Raw genomic sequence first — 16,922 nt, forward strand, 5'->3', positions numbered from 1 at the left:
CCGACCCCCGGTGATCAAGGCTGGACCTGGCCTGTTGGAGGTTCCGGGGTAGTTTTTGTATCGTTAAGGAACAAAGTGGCTCCGCCCGTATTCCCTGACCGGCGGGCGGAGCCGCTTGTCTTGTCTCCCGCGCCCTGGAGTAGCCGATGACCACGCTCACCGCCCGCGCCCTGCTCCTGGACATGGACGGGACGATCGTCAACTCCGACGCCGTGGTCGAGCGCTGCTGGCGGGCCTGGGCGGAGGAGCAGGGCCTGGACGCCGCCGAGGTGATGAAGGTCGTGCACGGCCGCCAGGGCTACGCGACCATGGCCGCCCTGCTCCCGGACCGCCCGATGGAGCTGAACCACGCCGACAACCGCCGCATGCTCGCGGCCGAGACCGCCGATGTCACCGGCGTCGTGCCGATCGCGGGCGCCGTCGACTTCATGGCCGCCCTCGCCGGTCTCCCCCACGCCCTGGTCACCTCCGCCGACCGCGGCCTCGCCGAGGCCCGCATGGGCGCGGCGGGCCTCCCGATGCCGTACGTCCGGGTCACCGCGGAATCCGTCGGCGCGAGCAAGCCCGACCCCGAGGGCTTCCTCAAGGGCGCCGCCCACCTCGGCTTCGCCCCCGAGGACTGCGTCGTCTTCGAGGACTCCGAGGCGGGCATCGCGGCGGGCAAGGCGGCCGGCATGCGCGTCGTGGGCATCGGCCCGCGCGCGGCGGCCCACGCGCCGGATGTCGCGGTGGCGGACTTGACGCGGGTACGCGTGGAGGCTCTGCCGGGCGGCGGGATCGCGCTGCATTTCGGGGGCTGACGCCCTGACGTTCGCGGCACGGGACCGTCCGTGCCGCCGGGCGGACTTCCTGTGCCGGGGAATCGACGGGGCGGCGGGGCCCGAAGGGCTTCCGCCCAGGGGTGGGGCATTCAGCCCGCCACCAGCCGCTGCCCATCATGGATGCGCACGTATGGCGGGTTGTCGCCGATCGCGTCCAGGAGCCGTACGGCGTACGCCTCCGCCATGACCACCGCCACCTCGTCGGGCGTCAGCCAGGAGACGGCGGCGGCTTCATCGGAGGTCCGAGCGGTGCCACCCACGGGGCGACAGCGGAAGACGAGGGCGACGATCCCGCGCGCCATGTTTTTGTACACGCCCGTCAGCCGCTCCACGTCGACCTCGACGCCGGTCTCCTCCAGCACTTCACGCCGGACTCCACCCTCCGGCGCTTCCTCGATCTCCAGCACGCCGCCCGGCAGTTCCCATCGCCCGTTGTCGACACGACGGATCGCAAGCATGCGGCCGTCGTCGCGGACCACGGCGCCTGCGACGGAAACGGAGTGCAGGGGGGTGGACCTGCGAGACTGGGTGGCCGTACTCATACGGATGAGCATAGGAGGGCAAGCGGTTCATGGGGATCGAGGTCTCGCGCAATTCGGGCAAGCCGCGCTATTTGCAGATCGCGGATGACCTGACCGAACAGATCCGCACTGGCGCCCTGACCCGAGGCGCCCGGGTACCCAGCGAGTCCGACATCATGGAACGTTACGGAGTTTCGCAGGGAACCGTCCGCAAAGCGATCGCCGAACTGCGCACAGCCGGACTGATAGAGACTCATCACGGACGCGGCTCCTACGTGAAGGACCTGCCCCCGGTCCACAGAAAGTCCTCGGACCGGTTCCGACGATCCCATCGCAAGGCCGGCAAGGCTGCCTATCTGGCCGAAGCCGAGCAAGCAGGTCGCACACCGGCTGTACACGTTCTCTACGTAGGGCCGACAAGCGCTCCACCCGACATCGCCGAGCGCCTGCGCATGCCTGCCGGGGAACAGGTGCTCGCCCGGCGGCGCCGTTACTTCGTCGACGGCACACCCACCGAGGAAGCCACGTCCTACCTGCCCTGGCCGATCGCACAGGACATCCCTGAGCTGCTCGACGAGAATCCGGGTGGCGGCGGCATCTACGCCCGCCTTGAGGAAAACGGCCACACCCTCGCCGAATACATCGAGACCGTCCGCGCTCGACTCGCCACCAAGCAGGAGCTGGCAGCACTCCAGCTCAGCCCCGGCGCCCCGGTGATCCACCTCGTCCGAGAGGCGGTGACCGACGACGGCCGGGTGGTCGAAGTCTGCGACACGGTCATGGCCGCCGACCGCTTTGTGCTCGACTACAGGATCCCATCACACGACTGACGGGCCACCCCTCACCCCCGAACTGGCCTGATTTCCAAGGCGGGTTGACTGACGCAGGCGAGTTAGGCCACTCTCAACTCATGCACTCATATACATGAGTGCATGAGTTGCTCCCGCGCGACATGTCGATCGGAGTCGCCGGAGCCCGTGCACGAGAGGCGCTCGTCATGCTGATTCCTCCGATGCCCCCACCACCGTTCCCGCCGACCACCGTCTCTGCGCCGCTCAGCAGCGGGCCGCCCGCCGCGCCCAGCCCCCCGGAGCCCGCCTGTGCCGAATGCGTTGTTCTCGGCAACGGCTTGCGGTGGGCGCAGCGTACGGATGACTCCGTCCGCGTACAGGCCATCCAGGCCGAGATCAGCACGCACTCCGGTACGGCACACATCCCGCAGATTCCTACCCGCAGGGCACCGGCGCCCGTCCAGCCGCTTCATGAAAGCCGACGGCCGACACATGGAAGACACTCACCGACGCCTTGAAGACTGAGAGTTCAAATCGAAAGGGGCACGACATGAGCACCATTCAGTTCATGACCGCCGCCGACGGCGGTCACGGGAAACCCCAGGAAGAGGGAGACGGGCTCCCCGGTCAGCCCTGGAGTCCACCGTCCGACCCTCCGCCGAACCCTGACAGCCCCGCCCCGGACGGAGACGGGGACCGTCGCAAGTGACCGTGAATCCCCCGCAGGTGGAGCGCCCCGGCCGAAAGGAGCTGGGGCGCGCCCTCCTGGAGACGAAAGCCATGTCGCCGGACTGGACTCCGACGTTCGCGGCAGTGGACCGGGCATCGTTCCTGCCTGATCTGATCTGGCCGTGGGACACGAAGACCGATACGAGTGTCGCTGTGGACCGCACCACCGACGCCGACGCCTGGTACGCGGCTGCGGACAGCAATATGCCCCTGGTGACTCAGTGGGACGATGGCGAGCACTCCGGCACCACGCCAGGAAGGGTGTCCACCAGCTCCTCATCCGCGCCCTCCGTGAATTACGGACTGTTTCAGGATCTGAGCCCGGACGAGGGCATGAGGGTGCTGGACGTCGCCACCGGTACGGGCGAGACCGCCGGCGCCCTGTACCACCGTTGCGTGGGCACACGGGGGCGCGGGCGCGTCACCACAATCGAAGTCGATCACTCCGTATCGCGTCAGGCCCGCGAGAAGCTGTGCGCTGCTGGGCTGTACCCGGATGTGGTCACAGGGGACGGGTTCGTCGGCCACGCGGACGATGCGCCGTACGACCGCATCCTGGCCACCGTCGGGCTCCGGGAGCTCCCGGGGGCGTGGGTTCGGCAGATCCGTAAGGGCGGCGTGATCGCCGCCCCGTGGGGCACGCACTACAGCAACGCCGACGCCGTGGTCCGCCTGGTGGCGAACAGCGGGGTCGCCCTCGGTCACTTCACCCGCCCGGTGGAGTTCATGAAAATGCGCGCGCAACGCTCGCCGAAACGGGAGCACTCGAAATACGTCCCGGCAGGCGCGTTCGACAGCGCGAACACCTCCACCACGGCAGTCACCGAACTCGAATTCATCACCGGCCGGTACACCGCCCTGCCATTCGCGCTGGGGCTCCGCGTACGGAACTGTTTCCAAGCCGTGGCGGAGGCCCGGGACGGCGCACGACCCGTGTGGTTCTACGGACTGGGTGACTCGTCCTGGGCATGCGTGATGTTCCGCGACGGGGAGGAGGCACGCGTCTGGCAGTCGGGGCCACGCCGACTGTGGGACGAAGTCGAAGCCGCATACCGGTGGTGGGAAGACCAGGGCAGACCAGAGCACGAGCGGTTCGGGCTCACCGTGACATCGGAAGGGCAATCCGCCTGGCTGGACGCTCCGGGCGACTCCTGGCCTGTATGAGGAGATGAGCCGACCCCGCCCATGTGCTTCTCCCAACGCACGCGGGCGGGATCGCGCTGCATTTCGGGGGCTGACGCCCTGCGGGCAGGATGAGGGCATGACCACGAGCCCCGCATCCCGGCCGCACCCCGACCTGCTCGCGGCGAAGGCGCTGGCCTACGACCCGAGCGGGTTCGCCTGCTCCGAGCCGGTGCCCGAGGCCGAGAGCGCGGAGTATGGGGCGTGCGCCTTCACCCTGGACGGGCTCTCCGTCAGGTTCCGCGCGGCGAAGACGACGCCGACCAAGGCCGGTCAGTTCGTCACGGTGTGGAAGCGGTCCCCGGGCGGACCGATCCAGCCCTTCGACGCGGCGGACCCCGTCGACCTCTTCGTCATCAGCGCCCGCGACGACCACGGCTTCGGCCAGTTCGTCTTCCCGCGCGAAGTCCTCCGCGAACGGGACATCGTCTCGACCGCCGGCACCGGCGGGAAGCGCGCCTTCCGCGTCTACCCGCCGTGGGTTGCCGCACCGAACCGCACGGCGCGCAGCACGCAGGCGTGGCAGGTGGACCACTTCCTGGCGCTGCCGGAGGAGGGGGCGGTCGATATTGCCCGGTGCCGGGCGCTCCACCGGAAATAGAGCGGCGCGGAGCCTCGGGTGCGACCTAAGGTGAGCCCTTTCGCCATCGGAAGGATCAAGCCATGGAAACCACCGACCGCACAGGGCCGCCCCTCACCGGGGGCGAGCGGGAGACTCTGCGCGCCTTCCTCGACTTCCACCGCGCGACACTCGCCATGAAGTGCGACGGCCTCTCCGACGAGGACCTGCGCCGCCGCTCGATGCCGCCGTCGACGCTGACCCTGCTCGGGCTGGTGCGCCACATGGCGGAGGTCGAACGCACCTGGTTCCGCCGGGTGATCAACGCCGAGGACGTCCCCCTGGTCTGGTCCGACGAGGGCGACTACCAGGCGGCGTACGACGCGACCACGGCCACCCGCTCGGAGGCCTTCTCCGCCTGGCAGACGGAGGTCGAGCACGCACGCCGCATCGAACTGGCGGCGGAGTCCCTGGATGTGACGGGCCATCAGCCTCGCTGGAACGCCGATGTGTCGCTGCGCCTGGTGATGCTGCACCTCATCCACGAGTACGCCCGCCACAACGGCCACGCGGATTTCTTGCGCGAGGGGATCGACGGGGTGGTGGGGGCGTGAAGGGGGCTCCCCCCCCGCCATGCTCTTGCACACGCCTGTCAGCCGCTCCACCTCGACTTCGACGCCGGCAGGGAGCCGCCTCATACAGGCGTGGCGACGGGATGCAACCCGGCAAGAGCGGGTGGCGCGTGGGACTGCGCGTCCGGGCGGGTGCGCGCGGAAGTAACGCTTCGGGGCGCCGGGCGGCAGCCGCGGCCGGGGATAGCCCAGGGGCACTGACAGTATGGACGGGCTGGAGCGCATACATTTCGAAATGCGTGGCGCGGCGATGACCATGGGATCCCTGGCGCTTGTGGTCTCGTCGTCGGTATGGGCACCGGCCAGTCAGGCCGAAGCGGGCGGGTAGGAGGCCGTCACCTGCACGGGCACCAGCCCGGCCACCGGCCTCTTCGCCTCGCCCCCGGCCCTGGTGTCCTGCGATTCGGTGTCCACCGACAGCGGCACGGAAACCGTCCGGTACGCCGACGGCGGTCGGGCATCGCCATCGACACTTCATGCCGCCGCCCTCGCCACGGCCGCGCTTCGGCACGATCGTGCCTGACGTGAGAGAGGCCGGGATCGGTGTGAGACTGGGCTCGGAAGGGGTGATCCCCGTGTCGGACCCACCGCACGCGTCCGCCGGTTCCGACGCCGCCGTCGACGAGAATCGGCTGGAAGAGCTGATCGTCGGTGCACAGATGGCCCTGCCGTTCGAACTGCCCGTTCTGGCGAACCAGTGCGCTTCGGCCCTCGGTCTGGACACCGCGCTGATCTACCTCGTCGACCTGCAGCAACAGCTGCTCATCCCACTCGACGATGTATCGGAGCCGCTGCCGGTGGACCACTCGTCAGCCGGCTGGGCGTACCGCACGGTCTCTCCTCGGGTGGCCGACGCCGACGACGGCGTGATCGTCTGGATCCCCCTGGTCGACGGCGCGGAGCGGCTGGGCGTGCTGGCGGTGCGGGCCGCCTCGCTCGACGGGGTGCGGTTGCGCCGCAGCCGGATGCTGGCCCATCTGCTCGCCATGCTGATCACTTCCAAGCGCGGCTACAGCGACTGGCTCGCCGGTCTCACCCGCACCGAGGCCATGCGGTTGCCCGCCGAGATGCTGCGGGCCTTCCTGCCGTCCCACACCATCGGCAGCCGCAGGTGCGTCTCGACCGCGGTCCTTGAACCGGCGTACGACGTCGCCGGCGATGCCTTCGACCACTCGGTGGTCAAGGACGTGCTGCACACCATGATCCTCGACTCCATGGGGCACGATCTGACCGCCGGCCTGACCGCGTCGGTCGCCATGGCGGCGGCGCGGAACGCCCGCCGCGGCGGTGGCGACCTGGCCGACATCGTCGGCTCCCTCGACCAGACGCTCGCCCAGTGGCTGCCCGACCATTTCGCCACCGGCGTGCTCTGCCGGCTCGACGCGGTCACCGGGGTGCTGCGCTGGGTCAACTGCGGTCACCCGCCACCGCTGCTGATCCGTGGCGAGCGGGTGCTCGACGGGGCACTGGACAGCCCCCCGCAGCCCCCGATCGGCCTGGCCGGTCAACTCACCCCGGAAGCACGGCAAGTCCACGAGACGACACTGGAACCGGGCGACTGCGTCCTGCTCTACACCGACGGCGTCGTGGAGGCTCGCGACGCGGACGGCGCGGAGTTCGGCCTCGACCGGTTCGCCGACTTCATCATCCGCTCCTCCGCCGCCGGCCAGCGCCCGGCCGAGGTGCTGCGGCTGCTCATCCACGCCGTCCTCGACTACCAGCGCAATCAACTACGGGACGATGCGACCATCTTGCTCTTCGAATGGCGCCCGCAGTACCAGTGACGACGGGAGGTGCGGGGGGCCGGTGAAACCAGGCGGCGTCAGCCCACCACCGCCTCATAAAGACTGAACCCCGCCAGCGCCAGCATCACCAGCGCCGCGATCTTCGTGATCAGTGCCAGCGGTACGTACTTCATCAGCGTGCGGCCGCCCACGATGCCCAGGCCCGCCACCGCCCACAGGCCCAGCGTCGCGCCGATGCCGACCGAGACCGGGTCGTCGTAGCGGGCGGCGAGGTTCGCGGTCATGATCTGGGTGAGGTCGCCGAACTCCGCGACGAGGATCAGCATGAAGCCCGCGCCGGAGACCTTCCAGAAGGACTGGTCGGCGGGCTTGGCGATCTCCTCCTCGTCGTCGTCCTTCTTGAAGAGGAGGACGGCCGCGCCCGCGAGGAAGGCGAGGCCGACGATCACCTGGAGGATCCGGTGCGGGAGCAGGGTCAGCAGGCTGCCCGCGGCGATGGCCAGGACGACGTGGACGAGGAAGGCGGCGGCGACGCCCGCGAAGACGTACGAGGCGCGGTAGCGGGTGCCGAGCATCAAGGAGGCGAGGGCCGTCTTGTCGGGGAGCTCGGCAAGGAAGATCACGCCGAAGACCAGGGCGGCGACGGTGAAGCTGAACACAGGGCGATTCCTCGATCGGTTCGGACTGCCGTACCGAGAGACCTGCGGGATTTCAGGGGTCGCTTCGGCACGGCAGCGTCATGGACACTGCGGCCGAAGGTCTCGCTGGCCTACGGAAGATTCCCCGTCTGCCTCCGGGCGCCGGCTGGGGTGAACCCAGCAGTATGTCGACGGTCCGGCGAAGAGCTACTCCCCTTCTGCTCCGTTCAGGGTACTTGATCGCTTGAAGCCGGGCCACCGGCGACCGCCCCGGCCCCCGCCCCCTTCCCGGTGCAGTCGCCCCCGCGCGATCAGCTCCAGCGTGACGGCGACCGCCACCGCCTGCACGGCCATCAGGGCGACCAGGACGAACAGCTGCACCGCCCCCGCGAGCGTCGGCGAGGCCCCGCCCAGCAGCATGCCCACGAAAGCGCCCGGAAGTGTGACCAGGCCCACGGTGCGCGTCTGGTCCAGGCCCGGCAGCAGGGCGTCGGAGGCCGCCGGGCGGGCGATCTCCAGCCGCGCCTCGCGGTCGAGCAGGCCGAGGGCCATGCCGGCCTCGACCTCGCCGTGCCGGGTGCGCAGCTCGTCCAGCGCGCGCCGGCCCGCGAGGACGGTGGCCGTCAGCGCGCCGCCGATGAGGATGCCCGTGACCGGGATCAGGGCGATGCCCTTGAGCGGGACGAGCCCGGTGAGCAGCAGTACCACGACCACCGGCAGCACGCCCGCGCCGATCGGCGCGGCCGCCCACCGCCAGGTGCCGTTCTCCGTGATGCGGCGCCCGGCCGTCCGTACGGCCACGGCGAACATCAGGAGGACGAAGCACAGGAGCAGCGGCAGCGCGTGGACGACCCAGCCGATCAGGGCGGAGACGGCGGCCAGTTGGACGGCGGCGCGCAGTCCGGCGACGGCGATCGCGCGGGCGTAGCCGCGCTCCCGCCCGTCGGCCAGCCGGGCGAGGGCGGCGACGCCCACGGCGGCGACGAGCAGGACGGCGAGAACCACCCCGAGGGTGGCGTTGACGGGCAGGAGAGCTGCGGCGGCGAGCACGCGGCCACCCTAGGCCGTGCCGGCCGGTCGGGCCGTACGCACCCGCGACGGCGGGCGAAACGGGTCCGCCGTACGGGTCCGGACCCGGGTGAACTCGGCTTCCGGCTGGCACGCATGGCGCACCGTCAGGAGGAACTTCACGTTCGCAACCCCTTGCTTTGACATGGTCGCGTCGTCACCCTGTTACCTGGCCAACACCCCCCGGACACCGGCCGTCGAAATCCTGGCCGCCACTCACCGGCCGCCCCCACCTCAAGGGAGTTCTCATGCCCGGAATGCGCATCCCCACTTCCCTGCGGAACGTCTACGCGCGTCGCGCGGCCGTCGCGGGCGGGCTCGCCGCGCTCGTCGGCTCGCTCGTCCTCGGCGGACCCGCCGCACAGGCCGCCCCGCCCGCCCCGACGGACGCCGCGACGGCCCGTACCTACCTGGGCGAGCTCACCGTCCAGCCGGAGGGGTCCATGGACGGCTACAGCCGCGCGAAGTTCCCGCACTGGATCACACAGTCCGGGCAGTGCAACACCCGTGAGGTAGTCCTCAAGCGCGACGGCGACAACGTGAAGCAGGACGCCAAGTGCGCCGCCGTGTCCGGCACCTGGACTTCCGCGTACGACGGCGCCACGTGGACCGACGCGCAGAAGCTCGACATCGACCACATCGTGCCGCTCGCGCAGGCGTGGCGCTCGGGCGCCGACAAGTGGACCACCGCCCAGCGGCAGGCCTTCGCCAACGACCTGACCCGGCCTCAGCTCATCGCGGTCACGGACCGCGTGAACCAGGCGAAGGGCGACAAGGACCCGGCGCAGTGGATGCCGCCGCTGAAGTCCTACGGATGCACGTACGTGGAGATGTGGGTGACGGTGAAGCACTACTACAAGCTGAGCGTGGACTCGGCCGAGAAGAGCGCGATGGAGCGCGTGCTCAACGGCTGCTGACGACAGGCTTCCGGGCGCGGATCCACCCTCACGACCGCGCCGAGAAGCCGAACCATGCCGCGACCCCGTGGACGACAGCGATGAGTCGCCGCATGCGGACTCCTTTTCTGCGCAGGGAAGTTGAGGGACAGACCGAGGACTTCCCCACCCCGCGCAGCACCACGCACGGTTCACTCGTAAGGGGTAAGTCAACCACCACTCACGGACCCGGTTCCGGTGAATTGAGGAATCCGTTCGACGGGCCGCACCCCGAGGCCATGATGGGCCGATCTTCTCGCCCTCGGCCCCCGGGAGAGCACCGTGGCGCACCATGCGATAGCCGTCGTCGGCGCGGGCCCCCGGGGCACCGGCGTGCTGGAGCGGATCTGCGCCTCGGTGCCCGAACTCGCCCCGCGCGCCCGGCTGACCGTGCACATGGTGGACCCCGCGCCGCCGGGGGCGGGGGCCGTCTGGCGCGCCGACCAGCACGCGGGGCTGCTGATGAACACCGTGGCCTCGCAGGTCACGGTGTTCACCGACGCGAGCGTGGAGTGCGCGGGGCCGGTGCGGCCCGGTCCGAGCCTCCACGAGTGGGCGGGCGGGATCGTCGGGCCGGACGACTATCCGACGCGGGCGTGCTACGGGCGCTATCTGGCGTGGGCCTTCGCGAGGACGGTGCGGACGGCGCCGGAGAACGTGGTGGTCCTGACGCACCGGGCGAGGGCCGTACGCCTGACGGATGATCCGGCGGACGAGCGGCCGCCGCTCCAGACGCTCACCCTCGACACCGGCCGCACGCTGCGCGGGCTCTCGGCCGTGGTCCTCGCCCAGGGGCACCTGCCGGCGGTCGCGACCGGGGAGGAGGCCCGCCTCTCGGCGTACGCGGCCCGCCACGGTCTGCGTCACGTCCCGCCCGGCAACCCCGCGGACGTGGACCTCGGCGGGGTGTCCCCCGGCGAGGCCGTCCTCCTGCGCGGTCTGGGGCTGAACTTCTTCGACCACCTCGCCCTGCTCACCACCGGTCGCGGCGGGACCTTCGCCCCGCGCGGCGGCGGGCTCGTCTACCGCCCGTCGGGGCGGGAGCCGCGGCTGTACGCGGGGTCGCGGCGCGGCGTCCCGTACCAGGCGCGCGGCGACAACCAGAAGGGCCCGTACGCCCGGCACACCCCGCTGCTGCTGACGCCGGAGGTCATCGACGGGTTCCGCAAGCGCGCGGCGTCCGGCGCCGCACCGGACTTCCTGGCCGAGGTGTGGCCGCTGGTGGCCGCGGAGGTCGAGGCGGTGTACTACGCGACGCTGCTCGCGGGCAGGGGACTGCCGGCCGCCCGGTTCCGCGACCGCTTCCTCGCGGCCGCGCTCGCCCGGGATCCGCGGGGCGTACGGGAGGTGCTCGCCGACTCCGGCATCGGGCCCGCCGACCGCTGGGACTGGGCGGCGGTGGCCCGTCCGTACGGCGGGCGGCGCTTCGAGGGGCCCGCGGACTTCCGCGCCTGGCTGCTGGCGTATCTGTACCGGGACGCCGAACGGGCGCGCGGCGGCAATGTCCGCGACCCGGTCAAGGCGGCCCTGGACGTGCTGCGCGACCTGCGCAACGAGCTGCGGCAGACCGTCGACCACGGCGGGCTCACGGGCGCCTCGCACCGGGAGCACCTCGACGGCTGGTACACGCCGCTGAACGCGTTCCTGTCGATCGGCCCGCCCCGCCGCCGGATCGAGGAGACGGCCGCGCTGATCGAGGCGGGCGTGCTGGAGGTGCTGGGGCCGGGCCTGGAGGTGACGACGGGGGCTCCCGGCGGCGGGGCGGGCTTCGGCGCGCGGTCGGCGGTGGTGCCCGGCCCCGCGGTGTCCGTGACGACGGTCGTCGAGGCGCGCCTGCCCGCGCCGGACGTGCGGCGCACCGGGGACGCGCTGCTGGCCGGTCTGCTGCGGACGGGGCAGTGCCGGGCGCACCGGGTGGGCGGCCATGTGACGGGCGGGCTGGACGTCACGCCGAGCCCGTACCGGCTCGTCGACGCGCGGGGGCGGGCGCATCCGCGGCGGTTCGCGGTGGGCGTGCCGACGGAGGGGGTGCGCTGGGTGACGGCGGCGGGCGCCCGCCCGGGTGTGAATTCGGTGACGCTGGCGGACGCCGACGCGGTGGCGCGGGCCGTGTTGCGAACGTGTTGCGGGTGGCCCTCGGGCACAATGAATCAAGAGCTTGAACTTGCAAGTAACGATTAGGCGAACCTAACCTGTACCCCTCGTCGTTTCCTGTCCCCGACACGAGGAGCACTCCCCATGCCCCCCACGACCGCTCAGTCCCCCTCGGCCGCGACTTCCGCCGTCGGCGGCACGGCCCAGGCCATCACGCTCACCGAGCGGCTCGACGCCGCCCGGCCGTACGCCCTCTCGGCGTTCCGCGCCGTGGTGGGCCTGCTCTTCGCCTGCCACGGCGCCGCGTCGCTGTTCGGCATCCTCGGCGGTGCCGCGGGCACCCACGGCGGCACGGTCGCGGCCGGCACCTGGCCCGGCTGGTACGCGGCCGTCATCCAGCTCGTCGGCGGCGTCCTCGTGCTGCTGGGCGTCGGCACCCGCAGCGCGGCCCTGATCTCCTCCGGCTCGATGGCGTACGCGTACTTCGACGTGCACCAGAGCACGGCCCTGTGGCCGATACAGAACGGTGGCGAGGCGTCCGCGATGTTCGCGTGGGCGTTCCTGCTGATCGTCTTCACCGGACCCGGCGCGGTCTCCCTGGACCGTCTCTTCCGCCGCGACCAGTGATCCGGCCGGGGGTCCGGCCTCGCCGCCGGGCCCCCGGGTCACCCTTCGCACGGCACACACCGGCACATCTCCGGCACGTGATTCAAACAACATCACCGGCCCCGCGCACATGTCACAGGAGCCCCAGGCGTACGCTGTGCGGTTGTGAAGGCCGCCCCTGCCGCTCCCTGCGACGTCGCGGCGGGGGACCGTACCGGGAGATCAGGACGTGCTGGAGCAGTTGGGGTCGTTGGCCGACACCCCATGGATCTATGTGATCGTCGGGCTGTCCGTGCTCCTCGACGTCTTCCTTCCCGTGCTGCCCAGCGGCGTGCTGGTGATCACCGCCGCCACCACGGCCGCGGGCTCCGCCGCCGACGCGGTCGGTGACGCCGCCCGGGGTCACGCGGGCTTCCCCGAGATGTTCGCACTCGTGATGTGCGCGGCGACCGCCTCCGTGCTCGGCGACATGGTCGCCTACCGCCTCGCATGGCGCGGCGGCGACCGCTTCGACCGCGCCATCGCCCGCTCCCGCCGCCTCACCGCCGCCCAGGCCAAGCTCGGCACGGCGCTGCTGCGCGGCGGCGGTCCGCTCGTGGTCGTGGCGCGTTTCGCGCCCGCCGGGCGGTCGGTCGTCAGCCTCGGCGCGGGGGTCATGCACCGCAGGGTGGCCGAATTCCTGCCCTGGTCGGCGCTGGCGGGTCTGACCTGGGCCGCGTACAGCGTGAGCCTCGGCTACTTCGGCGGCCAGTGGCTGGGAGCCACCTGGCTGGGCACGGCCGTCTCCTTCTTCGCCCTCTTCGCAGCCGGGCTGGGCGCGGCGTTCGTCATGAAGCACCCCCGCCACCGCGAGGCACAGGCGCAGTAGGGCCCGTTACGGCTCCGGCCGTACCCGGCCACGGCGCCGGGCCGAGGCCCGCATTCCGCATCCGTACGAGCATCCTTACGAGTGTCCTTACGAGTGCTCCCGCGCGGCACTACCGCGTCCGGCGGGCGACCTCGCCGCGCAGGGTGCGGCCGCAGCTTCGCGCGTACGCCCGCTGCACGACGGGCACCAGCGGTCCGGCGACCCTGGTGAACCAGAGCGCGGGGCGGCTGAAGGCGGTCACGGTGAGGTGGACCTCACCCGCCTCGTCGAGCGTGACGAGGAACGCCTCCTCGCCGCACTCGGGGTGGCCCGGCAGCGTCCCGTACGCGAAACCCGCGCGGCCGGGCTCCCGCACGGCCCACACCACGGCACACGGGCCCGAGACGCGCAGCGGGCCGGCGCCCAGGGACACGGTCACGGTGACGCCGGGCGATGCCCCACGACAGCAGCGCGTCGGCGGCCGCCCCGAAGGCGTCCCGGCCGCGTCCTATGCGGGTGGATACGCGAAGGTGGCCGTAGGCCTCGGGCAGCGCTCCGGCGCGCCCGGTGGCCCCGACCTCCGGATAGGTGAACCTCGGCGGCACGGGTCAGCCGCACTCACAGCTTGGTGAGCTTGGTGTACGGGCCGGGGATGCGCTCCTGGCGGGAGGCGAAGTCGACGAGCACGGCGACGTCCTCCTCGACACCGATGACCCGGCCGAGGCCGTAGCGGTCGTGGGTCACCCGGTCCCCCACGGTGAACCGCTTCACCGGGGCTGGGGCGACGGGAGCATTGAAGGGGCTGGTGGGCAGGAACCGTCGGTGCGCTGCTGGCTTCGTCATTGTCCTCAGTATGCGCCCTTCGCGGGCGGGCGGCGCCCGGGAAGGGCACAGCGGCCCGGCTCCACGGGGGAGCCGGACCGCTGGATGATCACGTGTCGGAGGTCACCTGACCCCGGCCGGTCAGTGGACCTTGGTGAAGGCGTCCTTGTCGAAGGCCGTCAGGCCGTTGGCCCACAGAGCGTTGACCCGGCTTCTCTCCTGCGAGTTCGGGTAGGGGTTGGTGCAGGACGGGCCGGGGCCGCCACCGGACATCAACTCGCTGCACGGGCCCTGGTAGTGGTCGGGCAGGCCGAGGACGTGCCCGGTCTCGTGCGCGGTGACGCGGGTGGAGTCGTACTGCTGGTTCTGCTGGTAGTCGAGGAAGATATAGCCGCGCCCGTGGCCGTCGGTCTGGGCGTAGGAGCCGCGGGAGTCGTCGCCCTCGTAGTACGAGAAGTCGGCGTTGCTGCCCGCCCGCAGCTGGACGTTGCGGACGGAGCTGTTCCAGATCTGCGCGGCGTTCGCTATCTCCTGCTGGAAGCTGGGCGCGTTGCTGGGGTCGTAGGTGACCGTGACGGTCCTCAGGCCCGGGGACTTGGCGGCCTTGGCCTTCGCGGACTTCATCACGGCCTCGAAGAAGGCCTTGTTGCCCGCCTGCTCGGCCGCCGAGCCGACGTACGACGACTGGGTGACGGCGTGCGATCCCTCGGTGACGGGCGCCGCGGTGGCCGGGACGGACAGCGCCGCCGCCAGACCGAGACCGAGGGCGGCCGAGAGCACCATGGTGGAGCGATTCATGTGGGGGACTCCATTCGTTCCGAGAGCCCTGGCCGAATGGTGGTGGGCCGGCCGGGGCGCGTCGGGTGAACTGTTGGTCCCGGGAAGTCTCTGACGAGTTATCAGTGGTGCGGATGATGCCAACTGGCCATAGCTCCGTCCAATCACCTACCCTGCCCCCCGATGTGTCTGGTGTGACATGCGAGGTGCAGTTATGCTCCCCCCGTGGAGCTCGAGGTCAGGCACCTCCGTGCGCTTTGCGCCATTGCCGACACCGGAAGTGTGCGGAAGGCCGCGCTCCAGCTCGGCATGACACAACCCTCGCTGACCACTCAACTCCGGCGTATCGAGGGGGCCGTGGGCGGTCTCCTGTTCACCCGCGGCCAGACGGGCAGCCGCCCCACCCCGCTCGGCGACACCGTCCTGCTCCGCGCGCGGCCCATAGTCGCCGAGATGGCCGCCCTGGTGACGGCCGCGCGAAATGCCGCCGTGGGCGCGGGTGGTGAGCGGCTGCGGGTGGGCAGTGTCGGCAGCCGGGTGGTGACGGGGTGGCTGCGCCGCATCCACGCCCGGTTCCCCGATACGGATATCACCATCCATATAGAGGTATCGACGAACACTCTCCTCCAGCTGCTCGCCACCAACCAGCTCGACGTGGCCTTCGTGCAGGAGACCGAGGGCTTCCCGCTGGCCGTGCCCGCGGGTGTCGAGCGGCGCGTGCTCACCACGCGCGAACCGAAGTTCGTCGCCCTCGCCGCCGGGCATCCGGCGGCCGGGCGGCCCGTGGTGAAGCTGACCGAACTCGCCGACGAGTCCTGGATCGTGGACCCGACCGCCGACCACGAGTGGGCCGCCCTGTGCCGGGCCTTCGCGACCACCGGGCTCGACCCCCGGCTGATCCACGTCCGCGACAACACCACCGCCGCGGACCTGGTCGCCTCCGGCGAGGCCGTACGCCCCTGCCAGCCCACGGCCGAACCGGCCCCCGGCACGGTCGTCCGCCCCCTCCACGGCGACCCGCTGACCGCCGAACTCTCCCTCGCCGCCCGCGCGTGCGCCCGCCCGCTCCACGAACTGGACGCGCTCTTCACCGACCTGGAAGCGGCGTACACGGAGGCGGCGACACGAAGCCCGGCCTACCAGTCCTGGCTCGACGCCAGGGGCACGCCCCTCTTCCGGGGCTGACCCGGGGGCCTGGGGCGGAGCCCCGCCACCGAACCGCGCTGACGCGCGTGGTGTCTTCAATCGCCGGACGGGCTGAATCTTCGGGCTCGTCCGTTGGCGCCCGGTGTCAGAAAACGGCCCAGACCGCTACGCCATGTCTGCTCGCGCGGCCTTGACGTCGTCCACGAAGAACACATCTTGGGACCACTGGCCGGGCCATGCGGCGAGTATCAGGTCCTTCGGAGCCGCCTCGTCAAGCATGCGTCGCTTCTCCGTGATCCTGGTCGCCTGGCTTACCACTCCCTTCGCGTCGACGCGTATGAGCGTGACGGTCTGGCCCCGCCAAGGGAAGCCCTCGACATCACTGGTGCGACGGAGTGATGAAGCGTCAAAGTCTGCGAATCGCGGCATGTGATCATGCTAATCACACCGTTGGCGAGGTCTGGGCATAATTCCCAAGTCGGCGGGCTCACAGTCCGCGCAATGCCTCGTAAAGGTCGCCGTAGACCGACCAGCAGTTGACGCTGCCGTCATCGTTCAGGCTGCCCATGTACCAGTCCGTGTCATCGACGGGCTGCACGAGACACAAGCCATGGAACCCCAGCACGATCGCGGGATGTACCACCTCGTCGGCCGCGTCGGCCCACGTCACGGTCCGGTTGGTGTGGAGCGCGACGGCCTCCCGGTCCCCGGACACCTCGCGGATCTGCTGAAGGGTCCACCCTGCGGGGAGTTGCGCGTCAGTCATGCAGCGATGATCTCAGGAACCGCGCGAAGACCCCCAGCCGTGATCGACTGGGGGTCTTCGTGATGGTGGGCACAGACGGATTTGAACCGCCGACATCTGCTTTGTAAGAGCAGCGCTCTACCGCTGAGCTATGCGCCCGGGAACGAATAGACAGAGTACATGGCCGAAGGGCGGTCCTCGCAAACCGGGGCGGAGGGGGCGCGGGGGTTATCCCCACCCCCGATGCGGTAGCGGGCTTCATAC

17 protein-coding genes, 1 tRNA gene and 1 pseudogene are annotated in these 16,922 nt (G+C 71.0%); 11 read left to right on the forward strand and 8 right to left on the reverse strand.

The annotated features are described in order from the left end of the window. Positions 1 to 146 precede the first annotated feature (146 nt). Positions 147 to 800, forward strand: coding sequence for an HAD-IA family hydrolase (locus DXZ73_RS14755; RefSeq protein WP_116211453.1), 654 nt, complete (start codon positions 147 to 149; stop codon positions 798 to 800). A 110-nt stretch (positions 801 to 910) separates the two neighbouring features. Here the strand turns inward: DXZ73_RS14755 and DXZ73_RS14760 are convergent, their stop codons facing one another. Next, complete coding sequence (locus DXZ73_RS14760) at positions 911 to 1,375, reverse strand: NUDIX domain-containing protein (protein WP_116211454.1); 465 nt, start codon at positions 1,373 to 1,375, stop codon at positions 911 to 913. A gap of 17 nt (positions 1,376 to 1,392) precedes the next feature. On the opposite strand from DXZ73_RS14760, the gene DXZ73_RS14765 reads away from it, so the two are divergent. From DXZ73_RS14765 to DXZ73_RS14785, 5 genes are all read left to right on the forward strand, one after another. Further along, positions 1,393 to 2,172 (forward strand): GntR family transcriptional regulator, encoded by a 780-nt coding sequence (locus DXZ73_RS14765; protein WP_116211455.1) that lies wholly within the window; start codon positions 1,393 to 1,395, stop codon positions 2,170 to 2,172. Positions 2,173 to 2,838: 666 nt separating this feature from the next. After that, complete coding sequence (locus DXZ73_RS14770; protein WP_240351345.1) at positions 2,839 to 4,026, forward strand: protein-L-isoaspartate O-methyltransferase family protein; 1,188 nt, start codon at positions 2,839 to 2,841, stop codon at positions 4,024 to 4,026. Positions 4,027 to 4,123: 97 nt separating this feature from the next. After that, entirely contained in the window at positions 4,124 to 4,645 is a 522-nt protein-coding gene (locus tag DXZ73_RS14775; protein WP_116211456.1) for a MepB family protein, read from the forward strand. A gap of 62 nt (positions 4,646 to 4,707) precedes the next feature. After that, positions 4,708 to 5,217: a DinB family protein gene (locus DXZ73_RS14780; RefSeq protein WP_116211457.1), complete on the forward strand. Its 510-nt coding sequence runs from the start codon at positions 4,708 to 4,710 to the stop codon at positions 5,215 to 5,217. A gap of 584 nt (positions 5,218 to 5,801) precedes the next feature. Continuing rightward, complete coding sequence (locus DXZ73_RS14785; RefSeq protein WP_425315918.1) at positions 5,802 to 7,019, forward strand: PP2C family protein-serine/threonine phosphatase; 1,218 nt, start codon at positions 5,802 to 5,804, stop codon at positions 7,017 to 7,019. Between the two features lie 38 nt (positions 7,020 to 7,057). On the opposite strand, the gene DXZ73_RS14790 is transcribed toward DXZ73_RS14785, so the two are convergent. Both DXZ73_RS14790 and DXZ73_RS14795 read right to left on the reverse strand, forming a co-directional pair. Next, positions 7,058 to 7,639 carry a TMEM165/GDT1 family protein gene (locus DXZ73_RS14790; protein ID WP_116211459.1) on the reverse strand — a complete coding sequence of 194 codons (582 nt, stop codon included), beginning with the start codon at positions 7,637 to 7,639 and terminating at the stop codon, positions 7,058 to 7,060. Between the two features lie 186 nt (positions 7,640 to 7,825). Further along, a complete protein-coding gene (locus DXZ73_RS14795; protein ID WP_116211460.1) occupies positions 7,826 to 8,668 on the reverse strand; it encodes an ABC transporter permease in 843 nt (280 codons plus the stop codon). A gap of 293 nt (positions 8,669 to 8,961) precedes the next feature. Between DXZ73_RS14795 and DXZ73_RS14800 the strand changes: the two genes are divergently transcribed. The 4 genes from DXZ73_RS14800 (at position 8,962) to DXZ73_RS14815 (ending at position 13,189) form a co-directional block, all read left to right on the forward strand. Beyond that, entirely contained in the window at positions 8,962 to 9,603 is a 642-nt protein-coding gene (locus DXZ73_RS14800) for an HNH endonuclease family protein (RefSeq protein WP_116215627.1), read from the forward strand. Positions 9,604 to 9,903: 300 nt separating this feature from the next. After that, positions 9,904 to 11,802, forward strand: a complete 1,899-nt coding sequence (locus DXZ73_RS14805; RefSeq protein ID WP_116211461.1) for an FAD/NAD(P)-binding protein — start codon at positions 9,904 to 9,906, stop codon at positions 11,800 to 11,802. Positions 11,803 to 11,859: 57 nt separating this feature from the next. After that, positions 11,860 to 12,342 carry a DoxX family protein gene (locus tag DXZ73_RS14810; protein ID WP_116211462.1) on the forward strand — a complete coding sequence of 161 codons (483 nt, stop codon included), beginning with the start codon at positions 11,860 to 11,862 and terminating at the stop codon, positions 12,340 to 12,342. Between the two features lie 208 nt (positions 12,343 to 12,550). Beyond that, the gene (locus tag DXZ73_RS14815) at positions 12,551 to 13,189 is read left to right on the forward strand and encodes a DedA family protein (protein ID WP_116211463.1); all 639 of its coding nucleotides are present in this window, start codon (positions 12,551 to 12,553) and stop codon (positions 13,187 to 13,189) included. Positions 13,190 to 13,298: 109 nt separating this feature from the next. Here the strand turns inward: DXZ73_RS14815 and DXZ73_RS14820 are convergent. The 3 genes and pseudogenes from DXZ73_RS14820 to snpA form a co-directional block, all read right to left on the reverse strand. Further along, positions 13,299 to 13,773: pseudogene (locus DXZ73_RS14820) on the reverse strand (DUF1990 family protein). A 13-nt stretch (positions 13,774 to 13,786) separates the two neighbouring features. Further along, a complete protein-coding gene (locus DXZ73_RS14825) occupies positions 13,787 to 14,011 on the reverse strand; it encodes a hypothetical protein (RefSeq protein WP_116211464.1) in 225 nt (74 codons plus the stop codon). A 120-nt stretch (positions 14,012 to 14,131) separates the two neighbouring features. Next, positions 14,132 to 14,788, reverse strand: a complete 657-nt coding sequence (gene snpA, locus DXZ73_RS14830; RefSeq protein WP_116211465.1) for a snapalysin — start codon at positions 14,786 to 14,788, stop codon at positions 14,132 to 14,134. 204 nt (positions 14,789 to 14,992) lie between these two features. Between snpA and DXZ73_RS14835 the strand changes: the two genes are divergently transcribed. Beyond that, positions 14,993 to 15,952, forward strand: coding sequence for a LysR family transcriptional regulator (locus DXZ73_RS14835; protein WP_116211466.1), 960 nt, complete (start codon positions 14,993 to 14,995; stop codon positions 15,950 to 15,952). A gap of 448 nt (positions 15,953 to 16,400) precedes the next feature. Here DXZ73_RS14835 and DXZ73_RS14845 read toward each other — a convergent pair whose 3' ends face one another. Both DXZ73_RS14845 and DXZ73_RS14850 read right to left on the reverse strand, forming a co-directional pair. After that, positions 16,401 to 16,679, reverse strand: coding sequence for a hypothetical protein (locus DXZ73_RS14845; protein ID WP_116211468.1), 279 nt, complete (start codon positions 16,677 to 16,679; stop codon positions 16,401 to 16,403). 63 nt (positions 16,680 to 16,742) lie between these two features. Continuing rightward, a tRNA-Val gene (locus DXZ73_RS14850) sits at positions 16,743 to 16,817 on the reverse strand. Positions 16,818 to 16,922 lie beyond the last annotated feature (105 nt).

The sequence above is a fragment of the Streptoverticillium olivoreticuli subsp. olivoreticuli genome (genome assembly GCF_003391135.1).
In the GTDB taxonomy this organism is placed as follows: domain Bacteria; phylum Actinomycetota; class Actinomycetes; order Streptomycetales; family Streptomycetaceae; genus Streptomyces; species Streptomyces blastmyceticus.